This is a genomic window from Lysinibacillus sp. NPDC097162, from assembly GCF_044762185.1.
GTDB lineage: Bacteria > Bacillota > Bacilli > Bacillales_A > Planococcaceae > Lysinibacillus.
In genome coordinates, this window is sequence record NZ_JBIWDT010000007.1 from 126,529 (window position 1) to 141,237 (window position 14,709).

The 14,709-nt window shown below is 36.8% G+C and carries 15 protein-coding genes and 2 other annotated features; of the genes, 3 read left to right on the forward strand and 12 right to left on the reverse strand.

The annotated features are described in order from the left end of the window. Window positions 1-120: 120 nt before the first annotated feature. Entirely contained in the window at window positions 121-1,287 is a 1,167-nt protein-coding gene (gene hmpA / locus ACIQXW_RS21175; protein WP_401021590.1) for an NO-inducible flavohemoprotein, read from the reverse strand. A 194-nt stretch (window positions 1,288-1,481) separates the two neighbouring features. Between hmpA and ACIQXW_RS21180 the strand changes: the two genes are divergently transcribed. Beyond that, window positions 1,482-1,919, forward strand: coding sequence for an RrF2 family transcriptional regulator (locus tag ACIQXW_RS21180; protein ID WP_069508058.1), 438 nt, complete (start codon window positions 1,482-1,484; stop codon window positions 1,917-1,919). Window positions 1,920-1,981: 62 nt separating this feature from the next. Here the strand turns inward: ACIQXW_RS21180 and ACIQXW_RS24230 are convergent, their stop codons facing one another. From ACIQXW_RS24230 to ACIQXW_RS21220, 7 genes are all read right to left on the reverse strand, one after another. Further along, entirely contained in the window at window positions 1,982-2,962 is a 981-nt protein-coding gene (locus ACIQXW_RS24230) for a GNAT family N-acetyltransferase (RefSeq protein WP_483869809.1), read from the reverse strand. 23 nt (window positions 2,963-2,985) lie between these two features. Next, on the reverse strand, window positions 2,986-3,438 hold the full coding sequence (locus ACIQXW_RS21195) for a nucleoside deaminase (protein ID WP_340821917.1): 453 nt from the start codon (window positions 3,436-3,438) through the stop codon (window positions 2,986-2,988). Window positions 3,439-3,456: 18 nt separating this feature from the next. Beyond that, window positions 3,457-3,834, reverse strand: coding sequence for a VOC family protein (locus ACIQXW_RS21200; RefSeq protein ID WP_340821916.1), 378 nt, complete (start codon window positions 3,832-3,834; stop codon window positions 3,457-3,459). Further along, on the reverse strand, window positions 3,831-4,265 hold the full coding sequence (locus tag ACIQXW_RS21205; protein WP_401021585.1) for a DUF1801 domain-containing protein: 435 nt from the start codon (window positions 4,263-4,265) through the stop codon (window positions 3,831-3,833). The genes ACIQXW_RS21200 and ACIQXW_RS21205 overlap by 4 nt, the downstream gene beginning before the upstream one ends. Window positions 4,266-4,420: 155 nt before the next feature. After that, window positions 4,421-5,077: a YdeI/OmpD-associated family protein gene (locus ACIQXW_RS21210; RefSeq protein ID WP_402765282.1), complete on the reverse strand. Its 657-nt coding sequence runs from the start codon at window positions 5,075-5,077 to the stop codon at window positions 4,421-4,423. Between the two features lie 119 nt (window positions 5,078-5,196). Next, window positions 5,197-5,604, reverse strand: coding sequence for a GNAT family N-acetyltransferase (locus ACIQXW_RS21215; RefSeq protein WP_402765285.1), 408 nt, complete (start codon window positions 5,602-5,604; stop codon window positions 5,197-5,199). Between the two features lie 170 nt (window positions 5,605-5,774). Then, window positions 5,775-6,269: a DUF1648 domain-containing protein gene (locus ACIQXW_RS21220; RefSeq protein WP_402765288.1), complete on the reverse strand. Its 495-nt coding sequence runs from the start codon at window positions 6,267-6,269 to the stop codon at window positions 5,775-5,777. 315 nt (window positions 6,270-6,584) lie between these two features. Here ACIQXW_RS21220 and ACIQXW_RS21225 point away from each other — a divergent pair, with 315 nt between their 5' ends. After that, entirely contained in the window at window positions 6,585-8,279 is a 1,695-nt protein-coding gene (locus ACIQXW_RS21225; protein ID WP_402765291.1) for a methyl-accepting chemotaxis protein, read from the forward strand. A 174-nt stretch (window positions 8,280-8,453) separates the two neighbouring features. Here the strand turns inward: ACIQXW_RS21225 and ACIQXW_RS21230 are convergent, their stop codons facing one another. After that, window positions 8,454-9,203 (reverse strand): HAD-IIB family hydrolase, encoded by a 750-nt coding sequence (locus tag ACIQXW_RS21230; protein ID WP_402765294.1) that lies wholly within the window; start codon window positions 9,201-9,203, stop codon window positions 8,454-8,456. 199 nt (window positions 9,204-9,402) lie between these two features. After that, window positions 9,403-9,697 (forward strand) — a binding site (T-box leader). Between the two features lie 56 nt (window positions 9,698-9,753). Here ACIQXW_RS21230 and ACIQXW_RS21235 point away from each other — a divergent pair. Beyond that, window positions 9,754-11,325: a 2-isopropylmalate synthase gene (locus tag ACIQXW_RS21235; RefSeq protein WP_401021575.1), complete on the forward strand. Its 1,572-nt coding sequence runs from the start codon at window positions 9,754-9,756 to the stop codon at window positions 11,323-11,325. Between the two features lie 136 nt (window positions 11,326-11,461). On the opposite strand, the gene metG is transcribed toward ACIQXW_RS21235, so the two are convergent. The 3 genes from metG to fosM form a co-directional block, all read right to left on the reverse strand. Continuing rightward, window positions 11,462-13,096, reverse strand: coding sequence for a methionine--tRNA ligase (gene metG / locus ACIQXW_RS21240; RefSeq protein WP_340821903.1), 1,635 nt, complete (start codon window positions 13,094-13,096; stop codon window positions 11,462-11,464). 157 nt (window positions 13,097-13,253) lie between these two features. Beyond that, window positions 13,254-13,515 (reverse strand) — a binding site (T-box leader). A 67-nt stretch (window positions 13,516-13,582) separates the two neighbouring features. Beyond that, a complete protein-coding gene (locus tag ACIQXW_RS21245) occupies window positions 13,583-14,239 on the reverse strand; it encodes an HAD family hydrolase (protein WP_402765298.1) in 657 nt (218 codons plus the stop codon). 22 nt (window positions 14,240-14,261) lie between these two features. Next, window positions 14,262-14,687, reverse strand: a complete 426-nt coding sequence (gene fosM / locus ACIQXW_RS21250) for a FosM family fosfomycin resistance protein (RefSeq protein WP_402765301.1) — start codon at window positions 14,685-14,687, stop codon at window positions 14,262-14,264. Window positions 14,688-14,709: the final 22 nt, after the last annotated feature.

Sequence of the window (14,709 nt, forward strand, 5' to 3'; positions counted from 1 at the left end):
CCCCAGCAGGTATATTGTCAACACGAAAGATCTAATTATTGTTTTTCTTACTTTTTTACATAAAAAAACTCTGCTACAAGTGCACAAAATGTGGCTTATAACAGAGTTAGTTATTATTTATTAGTTTGCTAATTGCATAGCTGGACCGAAGAATTCATAGTGAATCTTTTCATCTTTTACGCCGATTTCATGGAGATTTTTAATTACTGCTTCCATAAAGCCGATTGGACCACAAATATAAACGTCCGTATTGTTCGTTACTTGCTCAGCTAATAATTCTTTTGTCAGTAACTTGTCCTCATCAGAATAAAGCGCAGTATACGATGCATTAGGAAGCATGTTTACTTTGTCTTTAATGTCATCACTGAAAGCTACTACATTTTCATTACGCGCACATTGAATGAAATTAACTTCATTTGCTGCATTATCTTTTAATGATTGCAGCATACTGTTTAATGGTGTTACACCAATACCTCCACTAACGAATGTAATTGGCGCTGCACTTTCTTGTAGAACAAATAATCCTGCAGGTACGCTTACATCTACTAAATCTCCAACTTGTAACACATTATGAATGAAGTTAGATACTTTACCGTTCGGAGTATGCTCACTTTCACGTTTTACTGAAATACGGTAGCCGTCCTCTGCACTAGCCTGTGAAAGCGTATATTGACGGTTCAATAAATATTCTTCACCAGGTACTTTCACACGAATGCTAATATATTGGCCAGGTTCGTATTCAGGAAGTGGTGAGCCATCTTCATTTACAAAGTAAATAGAAGTAACAAGGTCGCTTTCAACTTCTTTTTTCGCTACTTTTAATGGTTTAAATAAACGCCAGCCACCATTATTTTCAGCTTTTTGATATAGCTCTTCTTCTACTTGAATGAAAACATCAGCAATGACGCCATAAGCTTCAGCCCATGCATTGATAATGTCATCTGTAGCTGCATCACCTAAAACTTCTTTAATCGCTTTTAATAAGAACTCACCCACGATTGGGTAATGCTCTGGTAAAATTCCTAAACTACGGTGTTTATGAGCTATTAACATAACTGCCGGTAAAATGGCTTCTAAATTTTCAATATGAACTGCCGCTGCATAAACTGTATTTGCTAGCGCAGTTTGTTGACGACCTTTTTCTTGGTTTGTGTGGTTAAAAATATTTAATAATTCTGGATGAGCTTGAAACAAATTTTTATAGAACGTCTTCGTAATTTCTACCCCATGAACTTCTAATACGGGTACTGTCGCTTTAATAATTTGTACTGTTTCTTGTTTTAACATATCGCATACCATCCTTTCGTGATTACAATATAACGCTTTCATTTCCTTAAAGCAATATCTAAAATACATCTTTAACAAAATGGACATATTTGATGTATTTTAAATACATCTTTTAAAAAAGTAATGTATTACTATAAATTATTGTAGAAATGATATAATTATTATAGTGACAATATAGAAAGTAGGGTGTTCCAATGCGATTAACTTTATACACAGATTACTCCCTTCGGACACTCATTTATCTAGGAGCAAAAGAAGAGGGTCAGCTCTCAACCATTCAAGAAATTTCAGATGCCTATAATATATCAAAAAACCATCTAATGAAAGTGACACACCAATTGGGGCTACTTGGTTACATCGAAACAATTCGAGGCAGAGGCGGCGGCATCCGTTTAGCGATTGACCCTAAATCAATTACTATTGGTGAAATTGTACGCCATACAGAAGAAGATTTTCACCTTGTTGAATGCTTCGACAAAGAAAATAACTTATGTAAAATCGCACCAGAATGTCAATTAAAAGGTGTTCTTTATGAAGCCTTACAAGCATATATGGCTGTCCTTGATCGTTACTCCCTTGATGATTTTTTACATTCAAAGGAAAAATTAATGGCTTTATTATTTGGCAAATAAAAATACCCGCTCAACAATTGTTGGTCGGGTATTTCTTTATAATTAATACTTTACGGTATCTTTTATAGTGCCTTTGAAAATATAATCATGTCCAATGCGCGTATACCATTTTCATAAATCGGCTCAGGATAATTACTGAAAAAATCTTTCTCTATGGCTTCCATACGAAAACCCGATTTTTGATAAAAAGCAATGTTATCGATACTAGAATTGGCTGTGCCTACTATAATATTTTTAAAACCTTGCGCTTCACAAACCGCATAAATTTTGTTTAAAACTTCCTTACCGATACCTTTACCTTGAAACGCTGGCACAACAGCTATATTTTTTAATTCTACTGTTGTATCAGACTGTGCAATAAGTAATGCGACACCTGCTAATTTCTCACCACATGTAATTGCGTATAATTCACCGTCATTCATATATTGACGAACGGCAACTTCACTTTCGTCTGCTAGTAATAGATAGGACATATAGCTTTCACGATCACCCTGCACCTTTTCAATAGATGTATGGTATCGAACAAAATCCTTCCGTTCAAAAACATTTAATACACACGGTTGCTTTTCCTTCAGTTCTAACCAAGAATGTTCCTGTGGAAAATCATTTTCTACCCCAATACGAATAAATGGCAACTTTTCTTGTGCCTTTTGTGAGCGAATATTGATCTTTCTAGCTCCTGCGAAAACACGTTCAAGTCCTAAATCAAAAAAAGCGATTTCTAAAATTGCCTTTTTCGCTTCCTCATTGTAGCCTTGGCCCCAAAACTCATGACCTAACCAAGATCCAATATGACAGTTTTTATTATCATGATCTATATACATTAGTGCCGTTACACCTATGAGTCGTCCTTCTTCATTTAGCACAACGCGAGGAACAGTTTTCCCCTCTTCCTCGTCTACACATTCACGTTTTATAAAGTTAATCGTATCTTCTACTTTCCCAGCAGGTAACCCAAGAGCATCCCGAACCTGTGGCATTGAAGACAATGCATGCATTGCTTCAGCATATTTAATGTCATGCTTCACTAAAGTTACTGCCATACCCTTTTCTCCTTTTTACGCAATTAAGTTTTACTATACCAAACATGCATTGGATTTTTACCTTCATCCTCTACTGGCATATGAATCATTCGAAACTCGCGTTCTTCATCTATTTTTTGTAAATCTGCATAGACCTCGCTTGAGCGGCTTAAACCTACTGCAATGGCATCAGCTAAAGAGTTTGCAAAATAAGCCTTATCCACTCCGGCCATCGCCATCGCGCCAAAGCACATCGGACAAGGTGCCCCACTTGCATACATCACCGTTCCGCGTAAATCTGTAGAGCCTAGCTTTTCTTGCGCTCGTCTTAAAGCAAGCAGCTCGGCATGACCCGTACTATCTGGTCGTAGGTGCAGTTCATTTACACCTTCACCAATGATTTCATTATTTTTTACTAAGACAGCCCCAAATGGTTGACCACCTTGTTCTATATTTTGAAGAGCTAGCTCCACTGCTCGCTCCATCCATCGGTTCATATATACTCCCCCTGATAATTAATTATACGTAAGTTGCCACGATACACCGAAGCGATCCTGAATCCAAGCAAACTGTTTCGAGAAACCGTAATTATCCAATGGCATTAACGCTTGACCCCCGTCCAATATTTGCTCAACAAGGCTTTCAATTTCTTCCTTCGTCTCACACTCTAAAAAGATTGATATCGCTGGAGTAAATGAAAAGTTATGTTTGATTGGACTGTCATTCAACTTGATTTTCAAACCTTTTAAATCGACTTCTGCCATAGCAACCTGTTGTGTGTTTTCCACATATGTCAAAGTTTCAACCGCTAATTCTGGAAACCATTGCTTGTATTGCTCCAAGGCATCATGAGCTTGTCCTTGAAACATTAAAAATGTAGTAGCACTTTTCATTTGTTTAATTCTCCTTCATATCTATTAATCCATTCCCCAGGAGTCATTTTCGAAACGAGCTCTCCTATTAAATCATAAGGAATATTTTTTGTACTAGTAAAACGAATACAACTTTTCCCCATATTTAACTTTGTTGGCACTCGCTTGGCGTACTCCTCTTGAAACCAAGACAATAAAGCGTTGTCTGCATAAATGCCCATATGATAAACAGCTATATGTCGCTTCTGCGCTGCCAAGCTAATAAATGGTAAGGGCGTATTAGGTGTTACATGATACCCTTTTGGATATGACGTTAACGGAACTACATAACTTATCATGTCGTAATTCATTGTTTGTTCAAATCCAGCAGGAATATTCGTTGCTATAACGTCCGCAAGCTTGGCAAAACTATCACGCCATTTTTCATCTACCAGTTCAATATATGCTTCCATAACTTCCACCCCACTTTTTAAAAATGTGTCATTGCACGATTTAAAAATATTCCTTAATAGTAGTATGAAGCTTATTTATTAGCAATAGCGTAAGCTCCTTTGTTACAACATTCGACAAAAGTTTTAACAGATAACTACTACATCTGAAAATATTCTTATACTTGGCCTTCCGCTTCCGCTTTTCGATAGTGCTCCTTCGTCTTAAAGCCAGCCCTTGTAATTTCACGCATCTCCACTAAACGAGCTAGCTGCGTTTCTTGCTTTTTCGCACTATAAATGTAGCGAGCCCAATCCTTTTGATATCCTGGCGTTAATGCATCGTAAAAGGCTAAATCAATTGGATGTTCTGCAAGTTCATCTCGCAATAAAGGAACCATACTTTCATAGTCACTTACACATTGACTACTTGCTGTTTTTTTCTTTCCTCTTCCCTTTGCATCCCGTTTAATGCATACAATGGAAAACGTATCATCCAAAGACATAAGACTTGAAAATTTATAATCGCTACCCGCAATATATTTTGCCTCGTCCACCTGAATTGCTGGGAAAATGTCATCTCGGTGAATATATTCTTTGTATTTTTTATTATTTTTTTTCGGATAAACAAAAAATAAATAGCCTTGCTCTGCTAACATGTTCTGTTTAAGTGTGCTTTTTAAATACGTTAACATTTCATCAATTGTAAACACAAAAGAAATGACGCGATCGTAAGGTGCGTGTCCTACATCCGAAATCCCCTCAAATAGCATCTTGTCTGGCAAATTGTGAATTGTAATAGAAAGTCCATCCTTTAATTTGAATTTCTTCTGCATCTTTTCAGCACCCTTTTGCATTTATTTACATTAAATTTATCATAAAAAATTTTAATTTAACTCTAATTGTCCAAAATATATACAAAAAACGCTTGAACATTCTCAAGCGTTTTAGTCTTTCATAAACTTCCTGATTGCATTTTATAATTTCTATAAACCATACCGTTTGTTTTTGTCATTCCGAATTTTTCATAGTATGGTACGAGGTCATCATCACAGCATAAATCGATCATATAAATATTATCGAGTTCTATAAGCATTCGTCTTACTAACTCCTTGCCTATACCTTTATTTTTGTATTGTGGTAATACTTCTAGTAAGGGGATATAGGCAGACAGAACACCATCACTAATTGCGGTAATAAACCCTATTACTTCTTTTGTATTATCATCAATCGCCAAAACTATTTTGCTGCTTTTCTCCAATAAACGTAAATGCGTTTGTGGATTAGGTGGACTCGGCCAGTCTACAAAAAAACCGTTTAACATATCTGAAGAAATACCTTCGAGTGAATTTTTATAAATCATTTTTCTATCAACTCCTAATATTATTTAACTATTAGTTAGCTGCTAGAAATCAAAAGAATAGTAACAAAATGCGACCTCCAGTATTTGTAATTATATAAGTTATTCTATTTACGTCTTCATTCTCCTGCTCATATCGTTACTTTTTTAAAATTCCCCACTTTGGATACGGTTTACTTAATCTTCGATGAAGCAATTAAGCCTTTAACAATCGGAATACCTATACCAATTAGTACAACTGGCAAGAACCACCAACCTAATCCATCTACCTTTCCTAATGCAACAAGTACAATTTCAAAAGAGATGACTGCAAATAAAATTAAGCAAAGGTTTTTTATTTCATTCAATATTTTACGGCTATTTAAATAAAAGGCCTCGACGTTGCTCTCATTTAAACGTGCTGGGTAGTTATGCATATATGGTACTTTTTCAAGAAGTCCTAAAAATATCCACAAAAAAATTCCGATACCCGGTAAAATGAATAGTTCTATTTTCGAACCCCATCGATCCACCTCTCCCGCACCATTAAAATGTGCTGGAATTTCTTCAGGTAAGGTGTTCCATTGAGAAATAATAAATATGATGGATACAATAAATATTCCGCCACCAATTATGTCCAAAAATTTTTCATACTTCGTTTTCGGTAATTTCAAAACCGGTCTATACATTGCTCCACATCCTCGTTTATCGTTAATTGTATTTACGTTACTTCCAACAATTAGGTTTCAAACATTATATAAATCGCGTTTTTCATGATACAATTTAGTTTCTTCTTCATAAGTAAACACATAGTACATAGTGCATAAATTGCCACCTATAAGAGTCCATACTATAACTAAATTCCCTCTTATTTCATATTTTTCACTATGAATAAACTCATAATGCTTTTTAAAATACATATAATCTGCTATAAATAAGTATATATACATATTTCACTTTTTTGTAACATTTCTACTAAATTACTAGGAAGGGACTTACAATACATGCGATTTACGATTTACAAAAAATTAATTCTCGGTTTTTTTATTGTTATTTTAGTTTTAATTGGCACTATAGCTTTAAACTTTAAGCAGCTTAATTCAGTAAACGGGACTTATCAAGAGTTACTCGAAGAACAGACAAAAAAATCTATTAGCATTCAAGAGCTAAGAGTAATTGCAAAACAGGAAATTGTAAGTATGCGTGGATATCTTTTACTTGGAGATAAACAAAATCGTGATGGTAATAAATCCGCTCGTGAAGAATTTAAAGAAAAATCCGAAAGTTTAATGGCAACATTAGAATCAAAAAAATCAATTGAATTATTAGAATCTGTCAATAAAAGTGAGCAAAATGTTCAGCAATTTGCTGATCGTATGTTTGCTTTAAAGGATGCTGGCGAAACAGAACAATATGAGAAATTAGACAGCTCTCAAGGTCGACTTATTCTTAAACAATTCGACGAGCGTGTTGAAAACCTTGCCAACTATCAAAGTGAAGCTGTAGAAGCAAAAATAGCTACTACCTCAAAAGATATTGATGCTATTAAATTAAACATGATTTCACTTGGTGTGTTTGCCGTCATCATTAGTCTGATAATTGCCATGATTATGGGAACTATTATTTCTCGACCTATTAAAGGGATGGCAAAAGCAGCGCAAAAAATTGCTGAGGGTGATTTAACAGCTGAACAAATTCGCATTAAAAATCGCGATGAAGTTGGTGATTTAGCCATTGCCTTCAATCAAATGGCTCAAAATTTAAAAAGTTTAATTACCAATGTTAGTCAAAACACAGCACAAGTAAGTGCTTCAGCTGCTGAATTAACTGCAAGTGCAGATCAAACAATCCAAGCTACTGAACAAATTACATCTGCTATGCAGGAAGTCGCTAGTGGCTCAGAGGCACAAGGGAAAAATGCTACAGAAAGCTCACAAGCTATGAAAAATATGACTAACGGCATTCAGCAATTAGCATCAACTACGGCAGCTGTTTCTGAACTTGCCATTGAAACGAATACTGAGGCAAACAAGGGGAATGAGTCGCTACATCGCGTCATTTCGCAGATGGATACTATTAATACAGCAGTTTTAGAATCTGCTAACGTTGTTAAAAATTTAGGTAACCATTCTGTTGAGATTGGGAATATTATTAGTATTATTACTGACATCGCTGAGCAAACCAATTTACTAGCATTGAACGCTGCTATTGAAGCTGCTCGAGCGGGTGATCATGGTCGAGGCTTTGCAGTCGTAGCTAACGAAGTGAAAAAGTTAGCTGAGCAATCTAAAAAGTCAGCAGAACAAATTTCAGGGTTAATTTCAGAAATCCAACAGGAAACAAACCGTGCTGTTACAGTAATGGATACTGGTACACAAGAGGTTCAAGTTGGTATGCAGGTTGTTAAAGTGGCTGAGGAAGGTTTTTCAAAAATCGTTGACCTTATTGAGCAAGTGTCAAAACAAATACAAGAAGCGACAACTGTTTCTGAGGAAATGTCTTCTAGTGCTGAACAAATCTATGCATCCTTCGATGAAATAGCTACAATTGCACAAACGTCATCTTCTAACCTTCAAAATGTAGCTTCTGCTTCCGAAGAGCAGCTTGCGACAATTGAAGAAGTTGCAGCTTCTGCGGCTACTTTATCGACAATGGCTGAAGAATTGCAAACACAAGTTTCTCGCTTTAAGGTGCAATAGCTAAGCGACTGACCTTACAAAATTCAGAATTGTTTGAGTGCCTGGCACTTTAGCCCACTTCGCTTTCCGCGGGCACATCGTAAGCCGCAGCAGTCGCAAACACGCGACTTGTTGCGTCTTACTTCTTGTGCGTTCCCGCAGGAGTCTAAGTGAGTTTATTCTTGATTAAAATATTCAAAATTGTTTGAGTGCCTGACACTTTATTATTTCGATCACTGCTGTTTCTTCAGATGGCACCTGTACAGTGGCATGCTGACCTACTGGATGCTCACCAACACAAACACTCGCTAATGCTTTTTCAAACATTGCAGCATCATTTGCATCATTGCCAAACGCGATAAATTGATTTTGTAATACCCCTAATTTCGTTAAACCTGTCCATTTATCAATCCCACTGGGGCTCATATCTAAAATGTTTTCAGATGCATGTTCATATAACGAAATTGGTAGCTTTCGTAGCTGTGCCAAAATATTTTGATGGTGCTCACCAGGGAATAATACAATTTTAACAATGTCTTTTAGTTCCTCCAGTACCACTCGTTTTGCAAGCTGTAGTGGATCTAAGTTTTGATAAATCGGATGTGATTCACTACCTGTGTAGGCGTAATCCCAGTCACCATCTACTAAATACGCTAATTGATAGGTTGTTATAATTTGTTTGATTGCTTCTATAATTTCTCCATCAAATGCTGCGATTTCTTTTATATCGCCATTGTTGGCTATAAAAGCTCCGTTTCCCCCAACCATTGGAAACGTGCGCATTGACTCTGGCAATACTGGTAACATATCTCGAATCGGGCGAGCTGAAGCAAAAATAACTTCATGTCCATTCTTTAGACAATCCTCTAATGCAGCCGTTATTCCTTCACTTAAAGGCTGACCTTTAAAACAAATCGTACCATCTAAATCAAATACAAATTTCACCGTTCTACCTACTTTCTATGTATAAAATCCATCCTCATTATCTCATAAATAAATGCCTATATTTGTGAAATATACATTTTAACATTCCATCTTACTAGCTACCGTTAAAACTATAATGATTAAAACTGAAAACAATTAATTTTTAGAATATTGTTGACATACTGACAATATCAACGTATTATAGCTTTCAACAACACATTGTTAAGCAAAGATTGGAAATAGTAAAAATGCCCGTGTACTTGTAGAGAGCCGATGGTTGGTGTAAATCGGTAGGCACACATTTTGAACTCATCCATGAGCTACTCCCTGAACCAAAATGAGTCAGCACATTTCTCCTGCTCCTAAAGCAGTGAGTTGAATGCCGTTTAAAAAGTAAGGGATGTCGGTTTCCACCGTTATTGGGATAGACAGTGATAGCTGTCGATAAGGGGGCTTTTTCTTTTAAAGGGAAGGTCAATTAGAGTGGTACCGCGAGCAAATAACTCGTCTCTATATTTTTATATAGAGGCGGGTTTTTTTTATTTTATTACAACAAAAGGAGTGTTTGAAAATGGGAAGAAAAATTTGGGTGTTTGATACAACTTTACGTGATGGCGAGCAAGTGCCGGGAGCAAAACTGAACTTATACGAAAAAGTAGAGATTGCACAGCAACTCAAAAAATTAGGCGTCGATATTATCGAAGCTGGTTTCCCGGCTTCTTCACAAGGTGACTTTGATGCGGTAAAAGCTGTCGCACAAAAGGTTGGTAATACGAACGACATTATGATTACAGCTTTAGCACGAGCAGTAAAAGCTGATATTGATTCCGTTTATAACGCTGTAAAATATGCAGAAAACCCAATGATTCATATGGTGCTTGGCACTTCTGATATACATGTTGAAAAGAAATTTAGTAAATCTAAAGACCAAATACTACAAATTGGCGTAGATGCTGTGAAATATGCAAAAACTCTTTTACCACAAGTGCAATATTCAACAGAAGATGCCTCCCGCTCAGATTTTGAGTACCTATGGAAAACAATTGAAGCCGTTATGAAAGCCGGCGCAACAATGATAAATGTGCCGGACACTGTAGGTTTCGCTGAACCAGAGGAATTTGGCGCTATGATTTATAAGCTTAATGATCGTATGAAAAACTTAAACGACAGTGTTTTATTAAGTGTACACTGTCACAATGACCTTGGTATGGCAACAGCTAACACACTTGCAGCCATTAAAAACGGTGCAGACAAAGTGGAATGTACAATTAACGGCATTGGAGAACGTGCCGGAAATGCTGCACTAGAAGAAGTCGTGATGGCACTAAAAACACGTAGTTCTGTTTATAATGCAGAGACGCGCATTAATACAAGAGAAATCATGAACACTTCACGCCTTGTTTCTAGCTTTATGGGCTTAGACGTACAAGTAAACAAAGCCATTACTGGAGACAATGCATTTGCTCACTCTTCAGGAATTCATCAAGATGGTCTACTTAAATCTCGCGATGCCTACGAAATCGTTCATCCAGAAGATGTAGGTCTAGATGATATGGAACTTGTCTTAACAGCTCGTTCAGGACGCCATGCCGTAAAAAATGCACTTGAAAAGTTAGGTTTTTCTAATCTTTCTACTGAGGAATTTGAAGGCATTTTCGATGGTTTCCTCAAATTAGCTGATGCGAAAAAAGAAGTTTATGACCATGACTTATATGTGATTGTAGAAAGTTATTATGAAAAGCATGACGCAAATCATGCCAATGCTACTCATTATAGCGAGCAATTTTTTGACATTGAAGATTTACAAGTCGTCAGCAACGCAAGCTTCCCTTCTGCTAGTGTAAAAATTCGCAAAGGTGAAGAAGTATTGAAAGCAAGTGCTGTTGGCTCAGGCCCAATTGATGCATTGTATTCTGCCATTGCAGATATTGTAAAAATTGATGTGAAGCTAGTAGAGTATAATATTAACAGCGTATCACGTGGCAAGGAAGCACTTGGTAAAGTTAAAATAACGATTGAGCATGAGGGCGAAAAATATATCGCAAAAGCTGCAGATACAGATATTTTAAAAGCTAGTGCGCTTGCATACATTAATGCAATCAACAGCATTGTTGTGGCGAAATTAACGCCTGTTATGAACTAACTTTCAAAAGCAAATTAAAAAAGCTGTATAACAATAAAAGGCATCAAGTTTCTTGATGCCTTTTGTTTCGTTAATTGGAACTTAGGGCGAGTGACAGGCACTCACACAATTTGAATACGCTAGAAATCAACGGCTGCTAGTGACTGTCATTAACTAACTTCTGATATTCTTCTTCAATTAGCCCCACATCAAGTCGTTCAAATAGTGGTGTCACTTCGCCAATGCTTTTCGGTAGCTCCACTTGCTCATACCACATCAATTCTGTTATGCCTAACATGCCTCGAATTTTCTCTGTGGAGAACGGTAAAAATGGCTGTAACACTTGTCCTAAATTTGCAATCATGTAGACGCACGTTGCAAGCGTTTCATGACAATCCGCTATATTCTCCTTCACCTGTAACCACGGTTGCTGCTCGTCAAAATATCGATTGGCCGCACGGATGTAAGCAAAAATTTCTTCTAACGCTTGCTTAAAATGTCCCGCTTCAATCGCCACACCAACATCACTAAACAACTGTATCGTCTGTTTCCTTACAGCCCCATCTACATCGACCTGTGGCACTTGGCTATCAAATGATTTTTCTATAAATTTCAACGTTCGATTGACAAAATTGCCGTAAGCTCCTAGCAATTCTCCATTATGACTATAAATAAATTCTCGCCAAGAAAAATCCGTATCACGATTTTCAGGTGCATTTGTTGTTAAAAAATAACGAATAGAATCTGCATCATAACGACTTAAAATATATGGCACCCAAACCGCCCAATTTAGGCTAGTTGATAATTTTCGTTTTTCTAAAGTCAAATATTCATTGGAGACAATATGTGTTGGTAATGATTTCGCACCAATACCCATCAATATCGCTGGCCAAATAACTGTATGGAATGGAATGTTATCCTTGCCATGCACATAATAAGAAATTGTTTCTTCATTCCATAAATCCTCAATCGCAATATTATGTTGTTTTGCCCATTCCATACTTGCTGTTAAATAACCTGCAACGGCTTCGATCCACACATAAATTTTCTTCCCTTCAAAGCCAGGTACTGGTACATCAATACCGTTTGGCAAATCTCTTGTAACAGCACGGTCAGGAACACCCTCCGCTAAGTAACGTTCGGTCAAGCCTATTGCATTATCTCGCCAGCGCTTTTCCGCCTTTGCTTCAGCTACAAAAGTTTCTAGCCTTCCTTGAAATTGACTAAAAGTAAAATAAAAATGCTCAGTTTCTCGAATAACAGGCTCATTGCCACAGATTTTACAACGCTTGTCGATTAATTCAAGTGGGTCTAAAATTTTCGAACAATTATCGCACTGATCTCCACGTGCCTTTGCCCCACAATTTGGACAAACACCTTCCACAAAGCGGTCAGGTAAAAACTGTTTGTCCGTTTCACAATAAGCCTGCTCAATTTTCTTTTTGTATAAATAATTATTTGCCATCAGCTGTAAAAAAATTGTCTGTACAGCTTCATGGTGATGCTGAGCATCCGTTCTCGTATATAAATCGTAAGTAAATCCTAAATCATGAAAACATTGCGTAAATTCTTGATGATACCGATCTGCAATCGCACTTGTCGTCGTATTTTCCTGTGCAGCTCGAATCGATATTGGTGTCCCATTACAATCACTACCTGAAACATACAATACTTTGTCACCTTTTTGTCGGTAATATCTAGCCAAAATATCACCTGGTAATAATGCGGCAATATGCCCTAAATGCAATGAGCCATTGGCATATGGCCAAGCTCCTCCAATTACTATTGTCATCCTAAGTTGCTCCCCTCAATTTATTAAATTCTACTCTTAAGCTGTCGCGAAAAAAATCGGACAGCTATCAGCGGCATTCTCTTCATTCAATGGACAATAGAAATATTCCCTAGCCTCCATCGTTTTTGAAGATAAAAAAAACGCCCTAATCATGACTGATTAGGACGAGTATACCCGTGTTACCACCTATATTTACAAATAGCTCACACTATTTGCCTCAATCAGTACGTCTTGCATTCATATAAGAGATACTGCCGCTGTTGTAACGAGTGCCCATCTCGTCGTAATCTACTCACAAAAATGCTTTCGGTACGAAGCTCAAAGGTCATTTTCAAAAGGGTTCATTTACCTCATTTCCACCAACAGAGGCTCTCTATTAAATGCTTGTCCAATTTACTTTTCCTTTTCAACGCTTTGTTATAGTTTGGCACTATTTTACTCTTTCCCCTTATAAAATGCAATGTAAACATTTATCTTCGCTTCGAATTAGTGAGAAATAGTAGGTAAATGCTTTGAAATATCATATAGATTATCTATCACGATATGTGCCTTTTGTAATTCAGAGTCCTGCGCAAAATCAAAGCGTACACCTATGGAAAATAGATGATTATCCAGTGCCGCTTGGATATCAGATGCACGATCTCCGACAACAGCACCGGTTTGAATGTTATTTTCTTCGATTACACTTTTTACTAAATCGGATTTATGACCACTTGGAATAGACTGAATACTATACGTCCCTTCTATATAACGATCTAGCTTATATGTATCTACAATTGCTTGCAAATACTCTTTTTGGCCATTGCTCGCTATGTATAAATGATAGTCGTTTGCTAACGTAGCAAGTGCTTGCTCTGCATTCGGATATAATGCGCCTTTGCCATTTATTATCAGCTCAATAAGCTTGTCATGAAATAGGGCATTACTTGCTTCACGGACCTCTAAAGTATGCATAGGACATAAAGTTTCCCATACAACAGGCAATGAAACTCCCATAATTTCACGGTATTGTTCAATCGGTGTGTCCCCTTGCCATAACCCCTTTGTACGTAGCACATCAAAAGTCGCTGTCAGTGCTGGCTCCAATATAAGATTCGTTTGAAATAAAGTACCATCCATATCGAAAATAATTGCTTTTTTCATAATATAACCCCCTTAGTCATTGTTAATCATTGAAAAATTCCATATGCGTTTTTTCGTTTTTATAATACTCTAGGCGATCCTGTAACGTACCTGTATGGAACTCAAATTTATGACCATCTGGATCGGTAAAATAGATGGACTGTTTATCTCGTTCATCTCTTTGTCTGCCCTCTAAAATATTAACCTTATAACGTACAAGCTTGTCATACATTTTCTCAAAATCTTCTTCATCGATAGAAAAAGCAATATGTGTATAGGAGCGATGTATTTCGTTACGTGGAATATCCGCTTCCTCGTTTAGTGCAAGCCACAGCCCATTTAAATCGAAATAAGCAGTGCTTCTCCCTTGCACTAATAGCTTGGCATCAAAAACATTTTGGTAAAATGCTATTGATTGCTCTAGACTAGACACTGAAAATAAAAAATGGTTAATATTTTGTATAGCCATAGTACATCTCCTTTACCGATTA

Bases quoted from the DNA above. Each gene is read 5' to 3' on its own strand.
- hmpA (WP_401021590.1), bottom strand. From the start codon at position 1,287: ATGTTAAAACAAGAAACAGTACAAATTATTAAAGCGACAGTACCCGTA.
- ACIQXW_RS21180 (WP_069508058.1), top strand. From the start codon at position 1,482: ATGCGATTAACTTTATACACAGATTACTCCCTTCGGACACTCATTTAT.
- ACIQXW_RS24230 (WP_483869809.1), bottom strand. From the start codon at position 2,962: ATGGCAGTAACTTTAGTGAAGCATGACATTAAATATGCTGAAGCAATG.
- ACIQXW_RS21195 (WP_340821917.1), bottom strand. From the start codon at position 3,438: ATGAACCGATGGATGGAGCGAGCAGTGGAGCTAGCTCTTCAAAATATA.
- ACIQXW_RS21200 (WP_340821916.1), bottom strand. From the start codon at position 3,834: ATGAAAAGTGCTACTACATTTTTAATGTTTCAAGGACAAGCTCATGAT.
- ACIQXW_RS21205 (WP_401021585.1), bottom strand. From the start codon at position 4,265: ATGGAAGCATATATTGAACTGGTAGATGAAAAATGGCGTGATAGTTTT.
- ACIQXW_RS21210 (WP_402765282.1), bottom strand. From the start codon at position 5,077: ATGCAGAAGAAATTCAAATTAAAGGATGGACTTTCTATTACAATTCAC.
- ACIQXW_RS21215 (WP_402765285.1), bottom strand. From the start codon at position 5,604: ATGATTTATAAAAATTCACTCGAAGGTATTTCTTCAGATATGTTAAAC.
- ACIQXW_RS21220 (WP_402765288.1), bottom strand. From the start codon at position 6,269: ATGTATAGACCGGTTTTGAAATTACCGAAAACGAAGTATGAAAAATTT.
- ACIQXW_RS21225 (WP_402765291.1), top strand. From the start codon at position 6,585: ATGCGATTTACGATTTACAAAAAATTAATTCTCGGTTTTTTTATTGTT.
- ACIQXW_RS21235 (WP_401021575.1), top strand. From the start codon at position 9,754: ATGGGAAGAAAAATTTGGGTGTTTGATACAACTTTACGTGATGGCGAG.
- metG (WP_340821903.1), bottom strand. From the start codon at position 13,096: ATGACAATAGTAATTGGAGGAGCTTGGCCATATGCCAATGGCTCATTG.
- ACIQXW_RS21245 (WP_402765298.1), bottom strand. From the start codon at position 14,239: ATGAAAAAAGCAATTATTTTCGATATGGATGGTACTTTATTTCAAACG.
- fosM (WP_402765301.1), bottom strand. From the start codon at position 14,687: ATGGCTATACAAAATATTAACCATTTTTTATTTTCAGTGTCTAGTCTA.